24 protein-coding genes and 1 riboswitch are annotated in these 21688 nt (G+C 61.9%); of the genes, 6 read left to right on the top strand and 18 right to left on the bottom strand.

The features are described from left to right. Positions 1-330 precede the first annotated feature (330 nt). The 5 genes from ACLRGI_RS03535 to ACLRGI_RS03515 all read left to right on the top strand — a co-directional run bounded on the left by ACLRGI_RS03535 (position 331) and on the right by ACLRGI_RS03515 (position 5376). Entirely contained in the window at positions 331-1575 is a 1245-nt protein-coding gene (locus ACLRGI_RS03535; RefSeq protein WP_419200319.1) for a PucR family transcriptional regulator, read from the top strand. Positions 1576-1663: 88 nt separating this feature from the next. Beyond that, a complete protein-coding gene (locus tag ACLRGI_RS03530) occupies positions 1664-2593 on the top strand; it encodes an ACP S-malonyltransferase (protein ID WP_419200330.1) in 930 nt (309 codons plus the stop codon). Further along, positions 2590-3651, top strand: coding sequence for a beta-ketoacyl-ACP synthase III (locus ACLRGI_RS03525; RefSeq protein WP_091468082.1), 1062 nt, complete (start codon positions 2590-2592; stop codon positions 3649-3651). Before ACLRGI_RS03530 ends, ACLRGI_RS03525 begins: the two co-directional genes overlap by 4 nt. 113 nt (positions 3652-3764) lie before the next feature. Beyond that, entirely contained in the window at positions 3765-4010 is a 246-nt protein-coding gene (locus ACLRGI_RS03520) for an acyl carrier protein (RefSeq protein ID WP_011692310.1), read from the top strand. A 130-nt stretch (positions 4011-4140) separates the two neighbouring features. Continuing rightward, positions 4141-5376 (top strand): beta-ketoacyl-[acyl-carrier-protein] synthase family protein, encoded by a 1236-nt coding sequence (locus tag ACLRGI_RS03515; protein WP_419200318.1) that lies wholly within the window; start codon positions 4141-4143, stop codon positions 5374-5376. 160 nt (positions 5377-5536) lie between these two features. On the opposite strand, the gene ACLRGI_RS03510 is transcribed toward ACLRGI_RS03515, so the two are convergent. The 17 genes from ACLRGI_RS03510 to ACLRGI_RS03430 form a co-directional block, all read right to left on the bottom strand. Beyond that, positions 5537-6040 carry a DUF3145 domain-containing protein gene (locus tag ACLRGI_RS03510; protein ID WP_026005636.1) on the bottom strand — a complete coding sequence of 168 codons (504 nt, stop codon included), beginning with the start codon at positions 6038-6040 and terminating at the stop codon, positions 5537-5539. A 234-nt stretch (positions 6041-6274) separates the two neighbouring features. Further along, the gene (locus ACLRGI_RS03505) at positions 6275-7201 is read right to left on the bottom strand and encodes a tyrosine recombinase XerC (protein WP_419200317.1); all 927 of its coding nucleotides are present in this window, start codon (positions 7199-7201) and stop codon (positions 6275-6277) included. A gap of 62 nt (positions 7202-7263) precedes the next feature. Then, on the bottom strand, positions 7264-8481 hold the full coding sequence (gene dprA, locus ACLRGI_RS03500) for a DNA-processing protein DprA (protein ID WP_419200316.1): 1218 nt from the start codon (positions 8479-8481) through the stop codon (positions 7264-7266). A 25-nt stretch (positions 8482-8506) separates the two neighbouring features. Beyond that, positions 8507-10048 (bottom strand): YifB family Mg chelatase-like AAA ATPase, encoded by a 1542-nt coding sequence (locus tag ACLRGI_RS03495; RefSeq protein ID WP_419200315.1) that lies wholly within the window; start codon positions 10046-10048, stop codon positions 8507-8509. After that, positions 10048-10413 carry a YraN family protein gene (locus ACLRGI_RS03490; protein WP_419200314.1) on the bottom strand — a complete coding sequence of 122 codons (366 nt, stop codon included), beginning with the start codon at positions 10411-10413 and terminating at the stop codon, positions 10048-10050. Before ACLRGI_RS03490 ends, ACLRGI_RS03495 begins: the two co-directional genes overlap by 1 nt. 114 nt (positions 10414-10527) lie before the next feature. Beyond that, positions 10528-10872, bottom strand: coding sequence for a DUF2469 domain-containing protein (locus ACLRGI_RS03485; protein WP_026005632.1), 345 nt, complete (start codon positions 10870-10872; stop codon positions 10528-10530). A gap of 68 nt (positions 10873-10940) precedes the next feature. Next, a complete protein-coding gene (gene rnhB / locus ACLRGI_RS03480; protein ID WP_419200313.1) occupies positions 10941-11717 on the bottom strand; it encodes a ribonuclease HII in 777 nt (258 codons plus the stop codon). Next, entirely contained in the window at positions 11717-12586 is an 870-nt protein-coding gene (gene lepB, locus ACLRGI_RS03475; protein WP_419200312.1) for a signal peptidase I, read from the bottom strand. The genes rnhB and lepB (ACLRGI_RS03475) overlap by 1 nt, the downstream gene beginning before the upstream one ends. Beyond that, positions 12587-13264 carry a signal peptidase I gene (gene lepB, locus ACLRGI_RS03470; protein WP_419200311.1) on the bottom strand — a complete coding sequence of 226 codons (678 nt, stop codon included), beginning with the start codon at positions 13262-13264 and terminating at the stop codon, positions 12587-12589. Positions 13265-13344: 80 nt separating this feature from the next. Then, positions 13345-13698: a 50S ribosomal protein L19 gene (gene rplS, locus ACLRGI_RS03465; RefSeq protein WP_014922079.1), complete on the bottom strand. Its 354-nt coding sequence runs from the start codon at positions 13696-13698 to the stop codon at positions 13345-13347. Between the two features lie 272 nt (positions 13699-13970). Continuing rightward, positions 13971-14762, bottom strand: a complete 792-nt coding sequence (gene trmD, locus ACLRGI_RS03460) for a tRNA (guanosine(37)-N1)-methyltransferase TrmD (protein WP_419200310.1) — start codon at positions 14760-14762, stop codon at positions 13971-13973. Next, positions 14763-15317 (bottom strand): ribosome maturation factor RimM, encoded by a 555-nt coding sequence (gene rimM / locus ACLRGI_RS03455; RefSeq protein ID WP_419200309.1) that lies wholly within the window; start codon positions 15315-15317, stop codon positions 14763-14765. Positions 15318-15446: 129 nt separating this feature from the next. Beyond that, entirely contained in the window at positions 15447-15689 is a 243-nt protein-coding gene (locus ACLRGI_RS03450) for an RNA-binding protein (RefSeq protein ID WP_011775119.1), read from the bottom strand. A gap of 1 nt (position 15690) precedes the next feature. Then, positions 15691-16110 (bottom strand): 30S ribosomal protein S16, encoded by a 420-nt coding sequence (gene rpsP / locus ACLRGI_RS03445; RefSeq protein ID WP_017199647.1) that lies wholly within the window; start codon positions 16108-16110, stop codon positions 15691-15693. A 236-nt stretch (positions 16111-16346) separates the two neighbouring features. Next, positions 16347-16784, bottom strand: coding sequence for a hypothetical protein (locus ACLRGI_RS03440; RefSeq protein WP_419200308.1), 438 nt, complete (start codon positions 16782-16784; stop codon positions 16347-16349). Positions 16785-16891: 107 nt separating this feature from the next. Continuing rightward, positions 16892-17764 (bottom strand): VOC family protein, encoded by an 873-nt coding sequence (locus ACLRGI_RS03435; RefSeq protein ID WP_419200307.1) that lies wholly within the window; start codon positions 17762-17764, stop codon positions 16892-16894. A gap of 78 nt (positions 17765-17842) precedes the next feature. Beyond that, positions 17843-18925 carry an amidohydrolase family protein gene (locus tag ACLRGI_RS03430; protein WP_419200306.1) on the bottom strand — a complete coding sequence of 361 codons (1083 nt, stop codon included), beginning with the start codon at positions 18923-18925 and terminating at the stop codon, positions 17843-17845. 74 nt (positions 18926-18999) lie between these two features. Then, a riboswitch (TPP riboswitch) is annotated at positions 19000-19107 on the top strand. Between ACLRGI_RS03430 and thiC the strand changes: the two genes are divergently transcribed. Further along, positions 19103-20920, top strand: coding sequence for a phosphomethylpyrimidine synthase ThiC (gene thiC / locus ACLRGI_RS03425; RefSeq protein WP_419200305.1), 1818 nt, complete (start codon positions 19103-19105; stop codon positions 20918-20920). It overlaps the preceding riboswitch by 5 nt. On the opposite strand, the gene ACLRGI_RS03420 is transcribed toward thiC, so the two are convergent. After that, on the bottom strand, positions 20903-21625 hold the full coding sequence (locus tag ACLRGI_RS03420; RefSeq protein WP_419200304.1) for an alpha/beta fold hydrolase: 723 nt from the start codon (positions 21623-21625) through the stop codon (positions 20903-20905). The genes thiC and ACLRGI_RS03420 overlap by 18 nt on opposite strands. Positions 21626-21688 lie beyond the last annotated feature (63 nt).

Below are 21688 nucleotides of genomic sequence, written 5' to 3'. Positions count from 1 at the left end.
CCATCGTCGCCAAAACCCTCCAACTCCTCGCCGCCAAGGGAGAAGTTGAAGCTGGTGCCCTGGAAAAGGCGATCGAAAAGTACCGGCTCCTGGATGTCAACGCCGGCACCACCGGCGGAGCAGGCGGCGACGCCTAACTGTTGATGGGGTAACGCCCACTGCAACGGCAACGCCAGCAATACCGCGACGGCGGCTTTCACCGAAAGGTGGGGGCCGCCGTCGGGCGTTAACCAGGCTGGGACGGGCAGGGAAGGGACGTGACCAGCAACAACACGAGTTGTAGCCTTCTCACAAATGGAGCTTGCCCGGGATGGGCCGTATGCTCGTTCCATGGCAGAGCCGAGCAAAACAACCACCAAGCGCAAGGCAGCACCCCAGGCATTGTCACCGGAAAAGGCCGAAACCCTGCGGCAACTCCGGGCCAACGTAGGCCAGTTGTCCACCAGCACTATGCGGCAACTCGAGAAATCACTGCCTTGGTATGGCCGCCTGAGCTCAGATGAACGCTCGGCTTTGGGCTTGGTGGCCCAGAACGGCATAGCTGCCTTTGTAACGTGGTACGAACGGCCCAGTTCGCCGTCGTGGATCCTTACCGACGTCTTCGGCAACGCGCCTACTGAACTGACGCGCTCCATCAGCCTGCAAAAGGCCTTGCAACTGATCCGCATTGTGGTGGAAGTCGTGGAGGACCAGGTTCCCGTGATCGCGCCGGAATCGGATCAGCCGTCACTCCGCGAAGCCGTACTGCGCTATTCGCGCGAAGTGGCATTCGCGGCCGCCGATGTGTACGCCCGGGCTGCCGAATCCCGCGGTTCCTGGGACACGCGCCTGGAAGCGTTGATTGTCGACGCCATTTTGCGGGGAGAAAACACCGATGCCTTGCGGTCCAGGATCGCGGCTCTCGGCTGGAAGGCGCAGGAACGATTCACTGTAATGGTGGGAAATTCGCCGTCCGAGCCAAGCGCAAGCTATGTCAGCGAACTACGCCGTACCGCCGGACGCTTCGCCGAGGACGCACTGGTGGGAATCCAGGGTGACCGGCTCATTTTGATCCTCGGCGGCGTGCAGGACCGCGATACCGCCTACGTTAAGCTCAGCGAGCTCTTCGCGCCCGGCGCCGTGGTTTACGGCCCGGAAGCCGGCTCGTTGTTGGAGGCAAGCAGTTCCGCCCAAGCGGCCTTTGCGGGGCTCACTGCAGCTCGTGCATGGCCTTCCGCTCCACGCCCTGTTGCTGCCGACGACCTCCTTCCAGAGCGTGTCGTTTCCGGTGACGACGCTGCGCGCAGGTCACTGATAAAGAACATCTACCGCCCCCTTCTGGCTGCCTCGAATGGCCTCGTGGAGACCCTGGGGACGTACTTGGAGCTGGGGCATTCACTGGAGGCCACGGCGCGCGAACTGTTCGTCCATGCCAACACCGTGCGCTACCGTTTGAAGCGTGTCTGCGACGTGACAGGCTGGGATCCGCTCCTCCCCAGAGAGGCGTTTGTGTTGCAAACCGCCTTGGTGGTGGGCCGTCTTTCAGCCCAACCAAAAGCCGCTCCCGAACGTCACGCGTCACGTTCGCAGAACTGAACCGTTGTAGACTTCCTACAAACTGACCCAGTGAGCTTGGTGTACCGAAACACCAGTGGATCACGTGGCAATTTGGAAAGCTGGATACGTGCTTGCAATCGTCTGCCCTGGACAGGGCTCCCAGACCCCCGGATTTTTGGCCCCTTGGCTGGAACTCCCCTCCGTCGAAGGCCAATTGGCCGCACTGAGCGAAATCGCAGGCATTGACCTCAAGGCCCACGGAACCACCTCGGATGAAGAAACAATCAAGGACACTGCCGTAGCGCAGCCGTTGATCGTCGCCGCCGGCCTTGTTGCTGCCAAGTCATTGTTTGATGTCGAACTCAATACCCTCCCCGTCATTCTCGCCGGACATTCTGTAGGCGAGATCACGGCTTCGGCCCTTGCCGGCGTCCTCACCGACTCCGAGGCCATGAGCTTCGTTCGGGAGCGCGCCAACAGCATGGCTGCGGCAGCTGCAGTGACGCCCACGGGCATGAGCGCTGTTGTGGGCGGAGATCCCGCCGAGGTCCTCTCGGCCATCGCGGCCGCAGGCGCCACTCCGGCAAATGTCAACGGAGCCGGTCAAACGGTTGCGGCAGGCACGTTTGAACAACTCAAGGCTTTGGCGGACAACCCGCCAGCGAAGGCACGCGTCATACCCCTCAAGGTCGCCGGTGCTTTCCACACCTCCCACATGGCACCCGCAGCCAGCGCCCTGGAGGCCCTCAAGCCTTCCCTGTCGCCGCAGAACCCGGCCGTCCCGCTGTTGTCCAACTACGACGGCAAGGAAGTCACGCAAGGCTCGGCCGCCGTCGAAAGCCTGATTGCACAGGTCTCCCGCCCCGTCCGCTGGGATCAGTGCATGGAAACGCTGGTTGAACGCGGCGTCACCGGTGTGATCGAACTTGCCCCTGCCGGCACGCTCGCCGGGCTCGCCAAACGAGGCATGCCCGGCGTGAAGACGGTTGCTGTCAAAACCCCGGAGGATCTCTCCGCGGCTCTCGCACTCTTTGCTGAACTGGAGGGGCAGGCATGAGCACTCCCGTACTCAATAAGGCTGCTGTCAACGAGAATGCCCGCATCCTGGGCATCGGCGCCTACCGCCCGGATGTCATTGTGACCAACGATGACGTCTGCCAGTGGATTGACTCTTCCGACGAGTGGATCCGCCAGCGCACCGGCATCATCACCCGTCATCGTGCAGCCGCAGACGTCAGCGTGATCGACATGGCCGAAGGCGCAGCACGCGAAGCACTCAAGCAGGCCGGAATCGAACCGTCCCAACTGGGAGCCGTCATCGTCTCCACCGTGACACACCCCTACGCGACGCCGTCGGCCGCCGCTGCCCTCACCGATCGTTTGGGCGCGACGCCGGCACCGGCCTTCGACATCTCGGCCGCCTGCGCAGGGTACTGCTACGGCGTGGCCCAGGCTGACGCCCTGGTCCGTTCCGGTGCAGCTGAGTACGTACTCGTAGTCGGTGCCGAGAAACTTTCGGACGTCATCGACAACCACGAACGAACCATCTCTTTCCTCCTCGGCGATGGTGCCGGCGCTGTGGTGGTTGGCCCGTCCGACACTCCCGGCATCGGTCCCTCGGTGTGGGGCTCGGACGGCAGCAAGTGGGATGCGATCGGCATGACTCATTCCTTGGAGGACGTCAAGAAGCTTGGCGAGTCGGCCAGGCACTCCGACGAAATCGACGATCCCGCCATTCTTTCAGCAACCCAGGACGTGTGGCCCACCCTGCGCCAGGACGGCCAGACAGTGTTCCGCTGGGCGGTCTGGGAAATGGCCAAGGTCGCCCAGCAGGCCTTGGATGCGGCGGGCATCGAAGCCAGCGATCTCGCCGCTTTCGTTCCCCACCAGGCGAACATGCGCATCATCGACGAGATGGTCAAGAAGCTCAAGCTTCCCGAATCCGTTGTCATCGGACGCGACATCGCCCAAGCGGGCAACACATCCGCGGCATCCATCCCGCTGGCAACGCACCGCTTGCTTCAGGAAAACCCTGAGCTGAGCGGCGGCCTGGCCCTGCAGATCGGGTTCGGCGCCGGACTGGTCTTCGGCGCCCAGGTAGTGGTTCTGCCGTAGCCGGGACTCGTCCCGGTTACCAGCCAACTGAATACGACTTACAAACCCAAGCCGCAACCCGCGGTTTGCCCCCTTTCCGGCAGTAGCCGGTACAACAAGAAAAGGAGCCAACAATGGCTAGCAACGAAGAGATCCTGGCCGGCCTGGCTGAAATCGTCAACGAAGAGACCGGCCTTGCCACCGAAGCCGTGGAGCTGGACAAGTCCTTCACCGAGGACCTGGACATCGACTCCATCTCGATGATGACCATCGTGGTCAACGCTGAAGAGAAGTTCGGCGTACGCATCCCGGACGAAGAGGTCAAGAACCTCAAGACCGTCGGCGACGCCGTCAGCTTCATCGCCAACGCACAGGCCTAGTCCTGACACCAGCTGTGCCGGGCCGGGATTCCGATCCCTGGGCCCGGCACAGCCGCAGTAACACCCATAGTTTTTTGCCTCCCCTTGTGAACCGCGCAGGCGGGACGGCTATCCGACAGAGAGTGATCGCATGGCACGCAAAGTAGTCATAACCGGTCTGGGGGCCACCACTCCCATCGGCGGCGACGTACCCACAATGTGGCAGAACGCGCTGAAAGGGGTCTCCGGCGCCCGCACGCTCGGCGACGAGTGGGTGGCCAAGTACGACCTCCCCGTCCACTTTGCTGCCCGGTGCTCGACGCCGGCACTTGAGGTCCTGAGCCGCGTTGAGGCAAAGCGCATGGACCCTTCCACGCAATTTGGTGTCATCGCAGCCCGCGAGGCCTGGTCTGACGCGGGGATCGAAGAAATCGACCACGACCGCCTCGCCGTTGCATTCGCAACCGGCATCGGCGGTGTCTGGACGCTCCTGGATGCTTGGGACACACTCAGGGACAAGGGTCCGCGCCGGGTTCTTCCCATGACCGTCCCCATGCTCATGCCCAATGGCGTGGCAGCGGCAGTCAGCCTGGACCTCGGCGCCCGCGCCGGAGCGCACACCCCCGTTTCGGCTTGTGCATCCGGTACCGAGGCCCTCCACCTGGGCTTGGACCTGATCCGGTCCGGCAAGGCAGACGTTGTAGTGTGCGGTGGCGCCGAAGCTGCTATCCACCCCATGCCGTTGGCCGCTTTCTCCTCCATGCAGGCACTGTCCCGTCGTAACGACGAGCCGGAGCGCGCCTCCCGCCCGTACGACACCGACCGCGACGGTTTTGTCATGGGTGAAGGTGCCGGCGCCCTGGTCCTCGAAGCCGAGGAGCACGCCATTGCGCGGGGCGCACGCATCTATGCCGAGCTCGCCGGCACGTCGGTTACGGCTGACGCCTATCACATCACTGCACCGGACCCCGAGGGCCTGGGTGCCACCCGTGCGCTGAAGGCCGCCATGTTCGATGGCCGGATCCAGGCGGAGGACGTGGTCCACGTCAATGCGCATGCCACCTCTACTCCTGTTGGAGACAAGCCTGAGTACACAGCCCTGCGCGCCGCTCTGGGGACACACGTGGACAATGTGGCGGTCTCCGCTACCAAGTCGCAGATGGGCCACCTTCTGGGCGCTTCAGGAGCCGTTGAAGCTGTACTGACCGTGTTGGCTGTCTACGAGCGCAAGGCACCGGTGACCATCAACCTTGAAAACCAGGATCCGGAGATCCCCCTCGACGTTGTAACGTCAGTTCGCGATCTGCCCACTGGTGACATCGTGGCACTGAGCAACTCCTTCGGTTTTGGCGGACATAACGCGGTCATCGCAGTGCGGAACGTCTGAGTCCTCTGTTAGCCGATGGCTCCACAAGACATAAGAAGGGCCCCACCATCTGGTGGGGCCCTTCTCGTTGCTATGGGAGATACTTCAACTCAGCGCTGTTGGACGCGTCAGCTAAGCACTGTTGAACGCGGTGGCTGGTCGAAGTCGGTACGTGACGCCGCTAGCCGACTTGGTGCAACCAGCGAACAGGAGCACCTTCAGCTGCGTGGCGGAAGGGTTCCAGTTCCTCATCCCACGCTTCACCGAGCGCCAGCGAGAGCTCATGGTAAACGGCGGACGGGTCCCCTGCACCTGACTCATAGGCGTAGCGGATTCGGTCCTCTGTCACCATGATGTTGCCGTGGACATCAGTGACGGCATGGAAAATCCCCAACTCAGGGGTGTGCGACCAACGCGCTCCATCCACCCCTTGGCTGGGTTCTTCGGTCACCTCGTAGCGTAGGTGAGCCCAGCCCCTTAGGGCCGACGCCAACTGCGCCCCCGTACCCGGCGTACCGGTCCACGATAACTCTGCCCGAAACATTCCCGGCGCAGCGGGTTGAGGGGTCCACTCAAGATCGGTTCGCTTATCCACGACCGATCCAATGGCCCATTCAACATGCGGGCAAAGCGCCGTAGGGGCCGAGTGCACGAACAGGACACCGCGGGTTGTTGCAACAGACATTCCATCCTCCATAGCTGTAGGTACGTCTTCCCCAACGACCTCTGCCTGGATGTTTGCTGTTGCTGCCGGATGCCATGAAAGTAATACGGGCCCTGACAGGCTATTTAGTTTTAGTACTTCAGACGATATTGGCACGGATCTAACCCTCAACCGTGAATTGAAGGTTTCCCCGTGGTGCTTTCATTTTGCCGTACGCTGCCCGTTTCCGCCAGTGCAGCACTTAGGTCATCATGCTCAGGCCCTGGGGTGCGCCTGTTCGTAGCTCTTCCTGAGACGGTCGACGGATACATGAGTATAGATCTGCGTGGTTGCCAGGCTACTGTGGCCAAGAATTTCCTGCACAGCCCGCAGGTCCGCTCCCCCGTCCAGCAGGTGGGTGGCGGCGCTGTGCCTGAGCGCGTGCGGGCCCGTGGCTGATGTGTCACCCAACGCCTGCAGCAGTTCGCTGACCACTGCCCGGATTTGGCGAGGATCAACCCGGTTGCCACGAACGCCCAGGAACAAGGCCGGTCCGCTTGTGGCCGTCACCACTGCCGGGCGGCCCCGCCTGAGCCAATCGTCCACAGCCAACGCAGCCGGAACGCCGAACGGAACAGTGCGCTCCTTATTGCCTTTACCCAGAACGCGGAGCGTACGACGATCGGGATCAAGGTCGTCAATATCCAGCCCCGCAAGTTCCCCCACGCGGACTCCAGTTGCGTACAAGAGTTCCACTATGGCCCTGTTGCGCAAAGCCATGGGGCCTCCATCAGCAGCTGCGGTTTTCAGGTCATCCACCATCCGGGAAACCTGCTGTTGCTGAAGCACCCCCGGCAGGGACTTGTCCCGCTTGGGTGCCTGCAGGCGAACCGCAGGGTCTGTCTGGATTAGTTCTTCCCGGAGCGCCCATCCCGTGAACGACCTGGCAGTTGCGGCCCGGCGCGCCAACGTGGCCCTAGCCATGCCCGCCTCACTCTGCGCACCAAGCCAGCGCCTCAGGGCGCCCAATTCCAGTTCCCCCAGATCCTGGACTCCCTCCTGCACTGCAAAGCCGAGGAGACTCTCAACATCGGCCAAGTAGGCGCGGACGGTGTGCGCAGACCTCGCTCGTTCGCCCTCCAAGTAGCGCCGAAAGCCATCGACTGCGTTCTGAAGGGGTGCTGGTAGTGATTGTCCGTCCACACTTCCCACTGTGCCAGCCGCCCCTGCAAAGAACCCGTATCGACATGCCTGTCCTTACGGGGCTAGGCATTTTTGACCCTTTTCCACCCACCGCGTTCCGAGCCGGCCAAACCCAGCAACCCCAACCGGCCCAGGCCCGCGCGCACGGATTCCGGACTCAGTCCTGCCACCACGGTCAGCTTCTCCACCGAAGTAAAGGAACGAAGGGGCAGAGCGTCCAGGAGAATCAGGTCCTCCAAAGACAGGCCATCGTGCGGCGCGGTGCCAGCGTCTTTTCCCTCACCAGTGGTTTCGCCTATGGAACCGGCCAGCTCGGCAATCTCGCCCACATCGGTGACACACACCGCTCCCCCGTCCCGGAGGAGCCGATGGCAACCTGCCGAGTTGGCACTGTGAATGGATCCCGGGACCGTGGCAACAACCCTTCCAATGCTTTCAGCATGATGGGCTGTATTGAGGGCGCCCGATCTCCAGCGTGCTTCCACCACCACCGTCACTGATGCCAAGGCGGCGATAAGGCGGTTCCTTTGCAGGAACCGGTACCGGGTGGGAGCGGATCCAGGTGGCACCTCCGAGATAACAGCACCCTGGGTAGACACCGCCCGGAGGAGATCCTCATTGCCTGACGGGTAGAAACGATCCACGCCTCCTGCCATGACGGCAATCGTGGGCACACTGGCGACTCCGCCGCTTAAGGCTCCGCGGTGGGCATGGGCGTCGATGCCATAGGCTCCCCCGGAAACCACGGTATAACCGCGTTGGGCCAACCCGTAGGCGAAGTCGCCTGTCACGGATGCTCCATAGTTGGTGCTGTCCCTGGACCCCACCAGGGCGATGGTTCGGCGGGCGGAAGGTAGCTGCTGCTCCTGTCCCCGCCACCACAAGCAAAGCGGCTCCTGGAGTCCGAGGTCTTGCAACTGTTCCGGCCACAAGTCATCACCGGGGATGATCAACCGCCCTCCCAATCGACGCATGGTTTCCAAGTCCCGGTCAGGCGCGAGGTCGGGGACACGTGGCGCCCACCGTCGAAGGCTGGCCGGCAGCCCTGCCCACGATGACGGCCCTCCTCCATCGACAAGCAAGGACGAGATCTCCCGCTCCAGGTTTGGACCTCCTTCCAGTTCTCCTGTTGCAATGCCCAGGGCATCCACGGCCCCTAGTACCCGGACCAAAGCGAGTCCCACGGAGTCCTGAGGCTCCATGAGCCGTGCCAATGCTGCCCTGGCAATGCGTTCCCTATCCTGCTTCCCCAATACGGCCACTGCTGTGATTCCCTTCATGTCGGTGGTTCTGATGGCATGCTTCTCATGTAGCAGCCGCAGCCTGACGTAGGCCTAGTGCTTGGCCGATATGATCGATGTCCGGTGTATCGCTGTGGCCCAGATCTGCCAGGGTCCACGCCAACCGGAGGACACGGTCGTAACCACGGGCAGTCAGGGTGCCGCGTTCCAAGGCAGTGTCCAGAATTCGGGTGGTTCCAGGAGACAGCCGCAGTCCGCCGCGCAGAATGCGCCCCGGCACTTGGGAATTGGTCTCCAGCCCCATGGCCAGCAGACGCTCGAGTTGCCGCTCCCTGGCGGCTTGCACCCGTTCGGCGACAACACGGGTGTCTTCTTCTGCACCCGCACTGCCGAAGTCGGCCAAGGACACCCGCTCTACCTGCAATTGGATGTCCACGCGGTCCAGCAGCGGTCCTGAGATGCGTCCAAAATACCTGCGCCGCATCATGGGCGTGCACGTACAGTCCATGCCCTTGCCTGAAGCTTTGCCGCACGGACAGGGATTCGCAGCAAGTATGAGCTGAAACCGGGCCGGATACGCCGCAGTGCCCGCTGAGCGGTGTATGACCAGCTCTCCGCTCTCCAACGGTTGTCGGAGGGCATCCAGTACCCGACGCTCATACTCCGGAGCCTCGTCCAGGAACAACACGCCGCGATGTGCACGCGAGGCGGCGCCTGGCCGGGGAAGCCCTGACCCGCCACCGATGATGGCAGCCGCGGTAGCACTGTGGTGCGGATTTTCGAATGGTGGCCTGCGGACGAGCCGCACGGCGGAGGACTGGACAGCTGCCAGGGAACGGATGGCCGTTACCTCCATGGCCGCCGTGTCAGCCAGGTCCGGGAGCAGGCCCGGCAAGCGTTCAGCCAACATGGTCTTACCAGCCCCCGGTGGCCCGGTCAGCAACATGTGATGCCCGCCGGCAGCTGCTACCTCCAAGGCACGGCGCGCCTCACTCTGTCCCGAGACATCACAAAGGTCCGGCATAGTTGCTGCGGCGTCCCCGTCCTCATCCGCCGCATCGGTGTCCGTGGGGTTGTAATCGAGGACGAGGTCCTTCGGATCCGCGCCAAAGTCGAAGGCAAGCCGGGCCAGTGTTTTGTAGCCGCGAACCTTCGCTCCGGGGACCAGCGAGGCCTCCACGGCATTGGCGTCGGCCACGACAATATCCGGATAGCCGGCCTGAACGGCAGCCATCACGGCGGGAAGTATGCCGCGCACCGGCCTCAATCTGCCGTCCAGGCCAAGCTCCGCGATGAAAACTGTTCCGCCGATTTCGCGGATGTCCCCTGCCGCGCGGAGCACAGCCATGGTGATGGCGAGATCGAATCCAGAGCCCCGCTTAGGGAGGGACGCCGGTATCAGGTTGGCCGTGATCTTCCGCCTGCTCAGGGGAATCCCGGAATTCTGCGCGGCAGATCGAATGCGTTCCTTTGCCTCATTCAAGGAAGCGTCGGGGAGCCCCAAGATCACGAAGTTCGGCAACGTTTGGCCGATGTCGGCCTCGACCTCCACGATGTAGCCGTTAAGCCCGAGGAGGGCAACGCAGTAACTACGTCCGACTCCCATCAGCCAACGCCCCGTAGATGCTCCAGCTGCGGCTCGCCGACCCCGCTGACAATCACGGACACTACATCAATGCGCCTCCGCGCGGCCTTCAGGTCATGCTCCCGGCACCACGACGACGAAAGCCGGTGCAGACGGGCCAGTTTGGCAGCACCCACCGCCTCAAAAGGATGTCCGTAGTCCAAGCTTTTCCGGGTCTTCACTTCGGCAATAACCAGGGTGTTGCCCTCGATCGCCACGATGTCGATCTCGCCGTCCGGGCACCGCCAATTGCGATCGACTATCCGCATTCCCTGGTTTTCCAGGAAATCGGCCGCAAGTGCTTCGCCATTACGGCCCAGCAGGTCTTTTGCTCTCATGACCACCACCTCCAAACACCAGCTTTCAGGCTGGTGGAACGCGGCGGCAGAGGCTTATGAAGCTATGTGGGCAAAGACGAGCAAATGGGTCCTGTGGAGGGATACTCAGGCCCGAAGGGGTCGCTAGTTGCCGAGATCTCCCAAGTCCCCGAGACCGCCATCTTTCGGCAGGGCGAGCTCCTCGTTTCGCGGCAACTCTTCCACGTTGACGTCCTTGAACGTGATCACCCGGACGTTTTTCACGAAGCGGGCCGAGCGGTAAACGTCCCAAACCCAAGCATCCTGCAAGGTCAGGTCAAAGTAGACTTCGCCGTCCGCACTGCGGGCCTGTAGGTCCACGTGGTTGGCCAGGTAGAACCGCCGCTCGGTTTCCACTACATAGCTGAACAGACCGACAACATCCCGGTACTCACGGTAGAGCTGAAGCTCCATGTCGGTTTCATAGTTCTCAAGGTCCTCAGCGCTCATGGTTCCATCTTGCACCATCGGCCGGGCAGCATGCGCCATGGGCGCCGACAGCGACATCTGGAGAACTGTCAGACTACGTCGGGCCCGGTGAGGTTCCAGCTGGTCCGGTGATGTGCGCTGGGGCCTTGAAGCCGGATCACGTCCCGGTGGGCAGAGGTGGCGTAGCCCTTGTTCTCGTTCCAGCCGTAGGCAGGAATTTGCGAATGCAGGTCCACCATGATGCGGTCGCGGGCAACCTTGGCCAGAACACTGGCTGCGGCCACGCTGAGGCAACTCATATCAGCTTTCACCCTGGTATGGACAGGCGCTTCACACCATGGTCCCAAGTCCGGGGTATCAAAAAGGGAGGCTTGAACGACCGGCGAAAGCCAATTGTGGCTACCGTCCAAAAGCACGACGTCCGGTGTGACGCCGTCGGCCAGGATCTCAAACCAAGCGCGGGTTCCGGCCAGGCGGAGTGCCCCGATGATGCCGATCTCATCAATCTCCCGGGACGACGCGTGCCCGACGGCGGAGGCCACCGCCCACTCCCTGACAATTGGCTCCAGCCTGTCGCGATCCTCGGGCTTGAGTAGCTTGCTGTCCCGGACGTCCGCCAGCAAGCCGTGCTCTTCGAGGTTCACTACGGCGATACCGACGCTGACGGGACCAGCCAATGCTCCGCGTCCAACTTCATCCACCCCGGCCAGCAGGCGCACCCCGGAAGGCAAGAAGGATCGTTCGACATCAAGGGTGGGGAAACCCGCCTGTCCCTTGCCTTTGGCGGGTTTGGCCTTGGTTTTGGCGGGTTGGGCCGGTAGTTCGACCTTCGCCTTGCCCTTTGAGCCGGTAGCCGTTGTTGCCATTACTTTGCCGGAGTTCCTTCGGGGACATCACGGAAAACGTCCTGATAGTTGTCCAGGATGGTCCAGCGGTTGATCGGCCAGGCAATGACGGTGGCTTTGCCTTCGACATCGTCAAGGTTGATGAAACCACCATTGACTTCCTGATGCGCCCGGGAGTCTTCAGAGTTGTTGCGGTTGTCGCCCATCACCCACACTTTTCCTTCCGGAACAACGATGTTGAATGGCGTGGGCGAAGGCACTTCTGCCGGGTTGATGTACGTCTCATTGATGGGCACGCCATTGATCGAAAGCCGGCCCTCTGCATCGCAACAGGAAACACTGTCGCCTGGGAGGCCAATGACGCGCTTAACCAAGTGTTGATCATTATTATCAGGAGCCAAACCGACGAACTCCAGGCCGTCCCCCACCCAGTCCATGGGGCCGGCCGGTTTCTTGGCTACTGGCGGCAGCCATGCCTGGGTGTCTTTGAAGACCACTATGTCCCCGCGTTCAAGATCGAACGGTCCAGGCACCAGCAGGTTGATAAAGATGCGATCGTTGACGTCCAAGGTACTTTCCATTGACTCGGAAGGAATGTAAAACGCCCTGAACAGGAAAGTCTTGAGCAGGAAGGACAGCACCAGGGCAATTGCCACAACAGTGACAATCTCCTTGACCCAAACGAGCACGGGATTTTTCCGCGGTTTCTCTGCAGCGTGGGATCCGCCGTCGGAATCACGGGAACGAGGCTCCTCCACCGCATCGCGAGCACTGGATGTGTCACCGTGGACCTGGCGCGGCTCAGCCACACCGGCGGCGCTTGCCGTTCCTTCCGAGATCCGGGCGTCGTCGTCGTACCGCTCGGGATTCTCAGGAGCTTTGTCCGGCATTTACTGTCCGTTCTTCGATGGTGTTTCGGCCTGCGCGGAGCGAGGCATCTCTGCAAATCTATCAAGTGGCCAGACGATCTGGACGGGCCGGCCGATAACCCGATCGACGGGGACCATGCCGCCGCCCGGCGCTCCCAGTAGACCTCGGGAATCGGCGGAACGCGAACGGTGGTCACCCATGAGCCATAAGCGGCCATCAGGAACTACGACGTCGAATTTCTGCTTGCTGGGTTCGTCCCCCGAATACAGATATGGTTCCTCAAGAACCTGACCATTCACCGTGAGGCGCCCCGCCGCATCGCAGCACTGCACATTGTCACCCCCGACCCCGATGACCCGCTTGACGTATGTCGTATCACTGCCGGTCAACCCGAACCATTGACTCACAGCCGATACCGCGTCAACAAACGGGCTCTGTCCACTGCTCAAGGGGGCGAAGGAACCGCGCCCATCGAAGACCACAATGTCCCCGCGGCGGATCGGCTCCGTATTGAAGGCCGTTCGCGAGACCAGTATCCTGTCGCCTTCTGCGAGGACAGGTTCCATGGACTCGGACGGAATGTAGTAAACGTCCAGCCACAAGGACCGCACCAAGCCGCTGATCGCGACGGCCAGCACCAGTGCGAGCAAAACAAAACGCCAGCCCTGTTTACGGGGCTGGCGTTCTGATGCGTCCATGACTCGTATCCCTGTTGCCTTGCGGATTGCTCCGGAACTACCGGGCACGAATCCTGGACCCGTTACGTAAGTCGCAGGACCTACTTGGCGAAGTCGCGCTTTTCCTTGATCTTCGCAGCCTTACCGCGCAGTGCGCGCATGTAGTAAAGCTTCGCGCGGCGGACGTCACCCTTGGTGACGACCTCGATCTTGTCGATGATCGGGGAGTGTACCGGGAAGGTACGCTCCACGCCGACACCGAAGGATACTTTGCGCACGGTGAAGGTTTCGCGAACGCCGTCGCCCTGGCGGCCCAGGACGAAGCCCTGGAATACCTGGACACGGGAGTTCTTGCCTTCGATGATGTTGACGTGAACCTTGAGGGTATCGCCCGCACGGAACTCCGGAACATCGTTACGCAGCGAGGCTGCATCTACGCTATCGAGGATATGCATTAATCCACTCCTGGTGAACGCCACAGGCCATTCACTTTGGGTTACGGCAGGCAAGCCCGGGGCACCAAAGCCCAACGGAAATTTCCGCCGAAGTTTCTTAGTGTCCGGCGCCGCCACTGATTGGCGTCGCCGGGTTGTCCGACTGTTGGCTGAACTCCCCCTGTGGCAGGTGTCAGCCCAGCAGACACAAGGGTTAATTCTGCCATAGTCCCAACCATCCAGCCAACTGCCGCAACTCCTGCAGAGTTCGACGGCGGAAAGTGGCCTTAGTTTTAGCTGTCGCCGTTGCGCTTGGCCCGAAGGCGGCCGTCAACGACGTCGTACCCGAGGTCTGCGAGGGCTTGGCGGTCAGCGCGACTCAAGGTTCCGGCCTCGAACCCTTCCATAAGGTCCGGCCTCCGCTCAGCCGTCCGGCGGAACTGCTCGTGGCGGCGCCATTGTGCGATCTTGCCGTGATTGCCGCTGAGGAGAATCGGCGGGACGTCGTGGTCCCGCCAAGCGGACGGCTTGGTGTAAACCGGATACTCAAGCAGCCCATCTGAATGGGACTCCTCAACCAGGGACTCGGGGTTGCCAACGACGCCGGGGAGGAGGCGCCCAATGGCTTCGACCATAGCCAACACGGCAACCTCTCCGCCGTTGAGCACGTAGTCCCCGAGGCTGACGGGCCGGACCGTAAAGTGATCCCGGGCCCAATCGATGACGCGTTCGTCGATGCCTTCGTACCGCCCGCAGGCAAAGACAAGCTGTTCTTCTTCGGCGAGCTCATAGGCCAAGGCCTGGTTGAACTGCTCCCCTGCCGGCGACGGAACGATCAGAACAGGCTTGGAACCTTCGCGGGCGGCAACCGATTCCAAGGCCTGAGCCCAAGGCTCCGGTTTCATCACCATTCCGGCGCCGCCGCCATACGGCGTGTCATCTACCGTCCGGTGCCTGTCCGTGGTGAAGGTGCGGAGGTCGTGGACGTTGAGCTCCAACAATCCATCCTGGCGGGCTTTGCCGATGAGTGAAAGCTCCAGCGGGGCGAGGTATTCAGGAAAAATGCTGACGACATCGATCCTCATTCAGGCATCATCCCCGGCGCCATCCCGGGGCTCCGCCGTGGTGTCGTCGTTAAGCTCAAAGAGGCCGGTGGGCGGAGTGATCAGGATGTACCCGCCCTCGACGTCGACCTCGGGCACAATTTCTTCGACGAAGGGAACGAGGATTTCCTTGCCGTCTTCAGTCTTCACAGTGAGGAGGTCCTGGACCGGCAGGGTGGTAAGCGCTGCAACTTTGCCCACCACTTGCGAACCAACCCGGGCCTCCAGGCCAACGAGCTCGTGCTCGTACCAGCCCTCGTCATCATCTTCGTCGTCGAGTTCCTCGGTTTCAATGAACAGCTTCGCGCCGCGGATGACCTCGGCGGCGTTGCGGTCGGCTATTTCTTCGAAGCCAAGCAGGAGGATGTCCTTGTTCCACCTGGCGCTGCGGATGGTCAGGGGGCCAGCGGAGGCCGGCTCCACGACGAACTCGGTTCCGGCGACGAAACGCTCGGAGGGGGCATCGGTGAGTACCTGCACCGTTACCTCGCCGCGGATGCCATGGGGTTTGCCGATCCGGGCCACCTGGAGCTGCATGGGTTCCTCTGAATTCTTGTAGTGCCCGCGCCGCGGGGCGGCACAGGCAGGAAATGTGGATAAAGCAATCCGGCCCCTCCACCATATTCGGTGAAGGGGCCGGATCTAAGACAAATAGTGCTGAGCGCGTTACCGGCGACGGTCGGTGTCGACGACGTCGACCCTGACCTGCTCGCCACCAGCCAAAGCTGCAACCACAGTGCGCAATGCGCGTGCGGTGCGTCCCTGGCGGCCGATCACCCGTCCGAGGTCCTCCTGGTGAACACGTACCTCGAGGGATTCCCCGCGGCGGTTGTTCTTGGCACTGACCTTGACATCCTCAGGGCTGTCAACGATCCCACGGACCAAGTGCTCGAGCGCTTCTGCCAGCAACTTACTCAGCCTCGGTGGTCTCTGCTTCAGCCTCGGCCGGAGCTTCAGCTTCGTCCTTCTTGGCCTTCTTGGTGATGGCTTCCGGAATGATGACGGAACCCTTCTCCGGGGCTACGAAGGCTTCCTTCGGAGCTTTGGTCTTCAGGGTGCCTTCCTGGCCCGGCAGGCCCTTGAACTTCTGCCAGTCACCGGTGATCTTGAGGATCGCGGCAACCTGCTCGGTCGGCTGGGCGCCAACGGAAAGCCAGTACTGGGCGCGCTCGGAAGCGACCTCGATGTACGACGGCTCTTCGGTGGGGTGGTACTTGCCAATTTCTTCAATGGCACGGCCATCGCGCTTGGCGCGGGCATCCATGACGACGATGCGGTAGTACGGTGCGCGCATCTTACCGAAGCGCTTAAGGCGAATCTTTACGGCCACTTTTGTGGTCACTCCTGTTTCTGAAACGAGGTTGAACCCGACGTTCTGCACCCGTGGGGCGGGCCATACTTGACGGTTCGAAGGACAAGATACGAGCACGGAGAGAGGGGCCGCACCGATCGAGTACCTGTCTATTGTGCCAGATGACCGGAGTAAATACGACTTAGGCCACCTTGAACGGCGTGTTCTTGCCCACTCCCTTGGCTTAAGCGCGCAGCGTGGTCCGAGTCAGTGCCTCATTCGGACCAGACGTAGAGCCCGGCCCGCTCCGTCGTCTCAACGTCCGTTGCGAGGGCGGCCAACTGCTGGACGTACTGGCGTGATCGGGCTGCATCGAATGGCATATCGTCCTGGGCAGCCCAGGCAGCAGCAACATCATCGAGAACATTCGCGTCACCTTCGCTCTCATATGTGAGCAGTTCGGCAAGGGCCCGCACCATGGCTTCAGGAACACCCAGGAGGGCATCACTGGTTACATCAACCAGGGCAAGCTCATAGTCGGCTCCGGCAGCGTGGACTGCTTGTCCGGCGAGGTCGCCCAATTGCTCGACTTCGAAGTCGGTGATCCCATCAATCCTCACGGCGGGGCCAGTGACATCCGCTCCCTTTTCAAGGGCTGCTGCCCGCTTGAGTGCTTCAGCGTGGGTGGCTACAAAGATTTCGGCAAAGCCCATGGGAAAGTACTCTCATTCCTTCGTGCTGACGGGGCGGCGGCACGAAACCCGAATGGCTTCGTGCCGTCACTGCCCAGCCTAATGCAGCACGGGCGGGCCGCCGTGACTTAGCGAACGGCGACGCGGAGCTTGTTCCGCCAAGGATCCTCAAACTGAAGCTCGGCTCCCGTGTGGTGATTCTGCACTCCCGCAACCTTCAGGCGATCCGCCAGCGCTGCAACGTCTTCGTTACCGGGGACCTCGATCAGGATTTCCCCGAGGCCGAGCGTGTCCTTTCGAGGGCCCGCGCCGCGGCTGTTCCAGACATTCATGGCCATGTGGTGGTGGTAGCCGCCGGCGGAAACGAACAGTGCCTGGCCATGCCAGCCGGCGGTTCGTTCGAAGCCCAGTGTCTCCACGTAGAACTTTTGCGCGGTCTCAACATCGCCCACTTGCAGGTGCACGTGCCCGATACCGGCGGCCGCCTTGAGCTGTCCCGTCACGGCAGCTTCACTCAGGTGCTGCTGAAGGAAACGCTGCGGAGGCAAGGCCACGTTGTCCATCACAACGCTCTTGCCATCCCACTGCCAAAGCTCCCGAGGCTTGTCGTAGTAGAGTTCAATTCCGTTGCCTTCGGGGTCTGTGAAGTAGAACGCTTCGCTGACTAGATGGTCAGCGCTGCCGGCGAAAGCACGAGGCTCGTACTCTGCGGCGGTCGCAATAGTCGCCGCCAGAGAAGGCTGGTCCCGGAAGAGGATCGCCGTGTGGAACAGTCCGGCCTCTCCCCGTCCCGGGATCTGCAGTCCAGCAGCAGGGGCAAGGTGAACAACGGGCCTACCCACGCGCCCCAAATAGAGGCCGCCGTCCTGCTCGGCCACGATTTCCAGCCCAAGGGCTCGCTGATAGTAGTCGCTCATGACCTTCATGTCGCCCACTTTGAGCATGACGGTGCCCATGGTGAGTTCGGCAGGCAGAAGATCCTGGCTGGGTGATGAGGTCATATGAAGCTCCCGGTTCCGAGGTGGCCGCGCATCGGCACCTTCCTACCTATCTAAATTACTTGAAGCTTCAATTTATTCCTAGCGGACGACATTACCCCCAAGGACAATGTGCTTGAGCTCGGCCGTGGTCCCGAGGTCACGTCTCGGATCGTCACTGCACAGCACGACGTCGGCCCTTGCGCCCTCGATGATGCCCTCGACTCCCAGCCACTCCCGGGCGCCCCAAGCGGCGGCGTGCACGACCGCCGCCGGCGGCAGGCCGGCGTCGTGCAGTTCCTTCATTTCATCGGCAATCCTGCCGTGCTTGATCACGCTGCCGGCATCAGTTCCGGCATAGATGGAAACCCCCGCTTCGAAGGCCTCAAGGACCCGTTCCCGGCGACGTTCCCAGAGTCGGATCATATGGTCCGCGTACTCCGGAAACTTCGGCGCGGCCTGGGCTGCGATCTCCGGGAAGGTGGCGACGTTCACCAACGTGGGAACGATCGGCACCGACTGTTCCACCAAGCGGGAAATGTGCCGTGGCAGGAGCCCTGTGGCGTGCTCTATGCAATCGATATTGGCGTCGAGCATGTCATCAATGGTGTCCTCGGCAAAGCAGTGAACCGTGACCCTGGCACCCTCATCGTGGGCGGCTGCGATGGCATCCTTGACGGTCTCCGCAGGGAACGAAGCCGCGAGGTCTCCCACGCCTCGGTCAATCCAGTCGCCCACCAGTTTCACCCAGCCATCGCCGTCGCGGGCTTCCTTTCGGACGGTTTCCACCAGTTCGTGAGGCTCGATTTCATGGCCGAAACCGCGGAGATACCTACGGCTCCGGGCGATATGCCGGCCCGACCTGATCAGCCGGGGCACGTCCGTTCTTTGCTGCACCCAGCGTGTATCGCCGGGCGATCCGCAATCACGGATCAGCAAGGTTCCCGCGTCGAGATCTGCCCGTGCCTGGGCCAGCGTGGCCTGCTCGTCAACCGCTCCTCCAGCGCCGAGTCCGATGTGGCAGTGGGCGTCCACGAAACCGGGCAGGACCCAGCCATCCAACACCCTGTCCGGCGGCGCCACGGGACGCTCGAATGTCAGTTCGCCATCGATGGACCACAGCCCGCGGCGCTCTTGGTCTGCCGACACGAGCACGGGTCCGCTGAATTCGATGATGTTGGCCATGGCAAAAGAGTATCCGGGCAAAGACTGATGCATCCATGTGACTGGGAGCCCGCTAGCAGCTGTGGTAGCTTCGTCTACGACCACACGGGGGCCCCTGCAGGGGCTGAGATCGGACTGTTGCAGTCTGCGACCGTTGAACCTGTCCGGGTAATGCCGGCGAAGGAAGTGAGTATTCCCTTGAGCACCACCCAAACACAGCACAGCCCTGCCCAAAATACGCCTGTTACGCAATCGCTGAAGTCCCATTCGTTGGCCTGGCTGGAGGATCCCGGCAACGGCATGAGGGTCCCGGTCACGGAGATCGCCTTGGAGCCCTCCCCCAACGGGCAAGCCAACCCCCCGTTCCACGTCTACCGGACAGCAGGCCCGGGCAGCGATCCAGTGATCGGCCTGGAGCCGTTCCGTGCACCTTGGATCGAAGCCCGCGGAGACACAAAGGCTTATTCAGGGCGGGAACGGAACCTGCTCGACGACGGCAAATCCGCCGTTCGGAGAGGAGCAGCGTCAGCAGAGTGGAAGGGCGCCCAACCGGTGCCGCGCCGCGCCGTCGAGGGTAAGACGGTCACCCAAATGCATTATGCAAAACAGGGCGTCGTGACCCCTGAAATGCAGTTTGTCTCCGTACGGGAAAACTGCGAGGTTGAACTTGTCCGCAGCGAAGTTGCCGCGGGAAGGGCGATCATCCCGAACAACATCAACCACCCGGAATCCGAGCCGATGATCATTGGCAAGGCATTTTTGGTCAAGATCAACGCGAATATCGGAAACTCGGCAGTCACCAGCTCCATTGCCGAGGAAGTAGACAAATTGCAGTGGGCAGCCCAGTGGGGCGCTGACACGGTGATGGACCTGTCCACGGGAGATGACATTCACACCACGCGCGAGTGGATCATCCGCAATTCGCCCGTTCCCATTGGAACAGTCCCCATTTACCAAGCCTTGGAAAAGGTGAACGGCGAGGCCAACAAGCTGACGTGGGAGATCTTCCGCGATACCGTGATCGAGCAATGCGAGCAAGGCGTTGACTACATGACCATCCACGCGGGCGTTCTGCTGAGGTACGTGCCGTTGACCGCCAACCGGGTCACGGGCATCGTGTCCCGAGGCGGCTCGATCATGGCCGGCTGGTGCCTGGCGCACCACCAGGAGAACTTCCTCTACACGCATTTTGATGAGTTGTGTGAAATCTTCGCCAAATACGATGTCGCGTTTTCCTTGGGCGACGGGCTCCGCCCCGGTTCGATTGCCGATGCGAACGATGCCGCGCAGTTCGCCGAGCTGGATACGCTTGCGGAACTGACACACCGTGCGTGGGAGTTTGATGTCCAGGTCATGGTGGAGGGACCCGGGCACATTCCCTTCCATTTGGTCCGTGAAAATGTGGAGCGCCAGCAGGCACTGTGCAAGGGTGCGCCATTCTACACGTTGGGTCCGCTGGTTACCGATATTGCCCCAGGCTATGACCACATCACCTCGGCCATTGGCGCCACGGAAATTGCCCGTTACGGCACGGCGATGCTCTGCTACGTGACCCCGAAGGAGCATCTGGGGCTTCCCAACAAGGACGATGTCAAGACGGGCGTCATCACTTACAAAATCGCGGCGCACGCCGCTGACCTCGCCAAAGGACATCCGGGGGCTCACGAGCGTGATGATGCACTCTCCAAGGCCCGGTTTGAGTTCCGCTGGAGGGACCAGTTCGCTTTGTCCTTGGACCCTGTCACGGCAGAAGCCTTCCACGACGAGACCCTGCCCGCTGAACCTGCGAAGACCGCCCATTTCTGTTCCATGTGCGGTCCCAAGTTCTGTTCGATGCGCATCAGCCAAGACATCCGTGACGAGTATGGTTCGGCAGAAGCGCAGGCAGAAATCGCTGGAGCGTACAAGGGGATGCGGGAAAAGAGCGAGGAGTTCGTGGCTTCAGGTGGAAAGGTCTACCTGCCCGAACTTCAGGTCCCTGCGAACCAGGGCAGCAGCTCAGGAAGCCTGGACTGACATTGCCCGGCCAACATCCGCGATAAACGAGCGGATGGCCTGAGAGCCGTCAACTGAATCCTGGGGCCGGTGTCCCCCCGCTGCCACCCGGCGGAGGGCCCCGGTCTCCTGGAGGTAGCCGGCGATTTCCTCGTATAAGGGTTCCCAACCACCCGTGAGGACCAATGTTGGAACGCCCGGCACAATGTGAAGCGGGGCCTCCCATGGCGGTGCTTGGAGGCGGAGCCTGCGGGCTGACCGTCGGGCCTCCGGGGTGTCCAGCCCACCTGTCTCGGCAGAGAAAGCCCGCCGGTAGAACTCTCGCTGGTAGTCGGCGTCGTTAAGCTGATCCCGAACGTCAAACAACGGTCCCATCAGCGCACGGTACGAAGAAGTCGCCGGAAGCTCAGCGGTCAGGGACAAGCAGGACGGCTCTACAAGGGAGAGCGAGTGCACCAGGTCCGGGCGTTCAACGGCGGCAAGCATGGCTGAAATTGCGCCTTGTTCGTGGGCAACGATGTGACCGCCGCCGGAATCGGCCAGGGCGTTGACCACTATTTCGACGTCGGCTGCCACGTTGGACTCCACGGGTTCGGCCATGGCATCAAAGCCGTGCCGCCGAAGGAAGAGTGCGTCATAAGCAAGGGCCATGCCATGCTGCCTCGGCCATGCCGCAGCACCGAAACTGCCCAGGCCATGGACGAAAACTACGCGCTGCTTATGCATTGGTTCAGCCTATTCCACAGCTATGACATCCCAACCGCGACGCGGTTGGGATGTCAGCTACGG

Source organism: Paenarthrobacter sp. PPS72, assembly GCF_048537125.1.
In the GTDB taxonomy this organism is placed as follows: Bacteria; Actinomycetota; Actinomycetes; order Actinomycetales; family Micrococcaceae; genus Arthrobacter; species Arthrobacter nitroguajacolicus_E.
The sequence above is the reverse complement of the archived record's forward strand: the minus strand, read 5'-3'. Positions and strand labels throughout refer to the sequence as shown.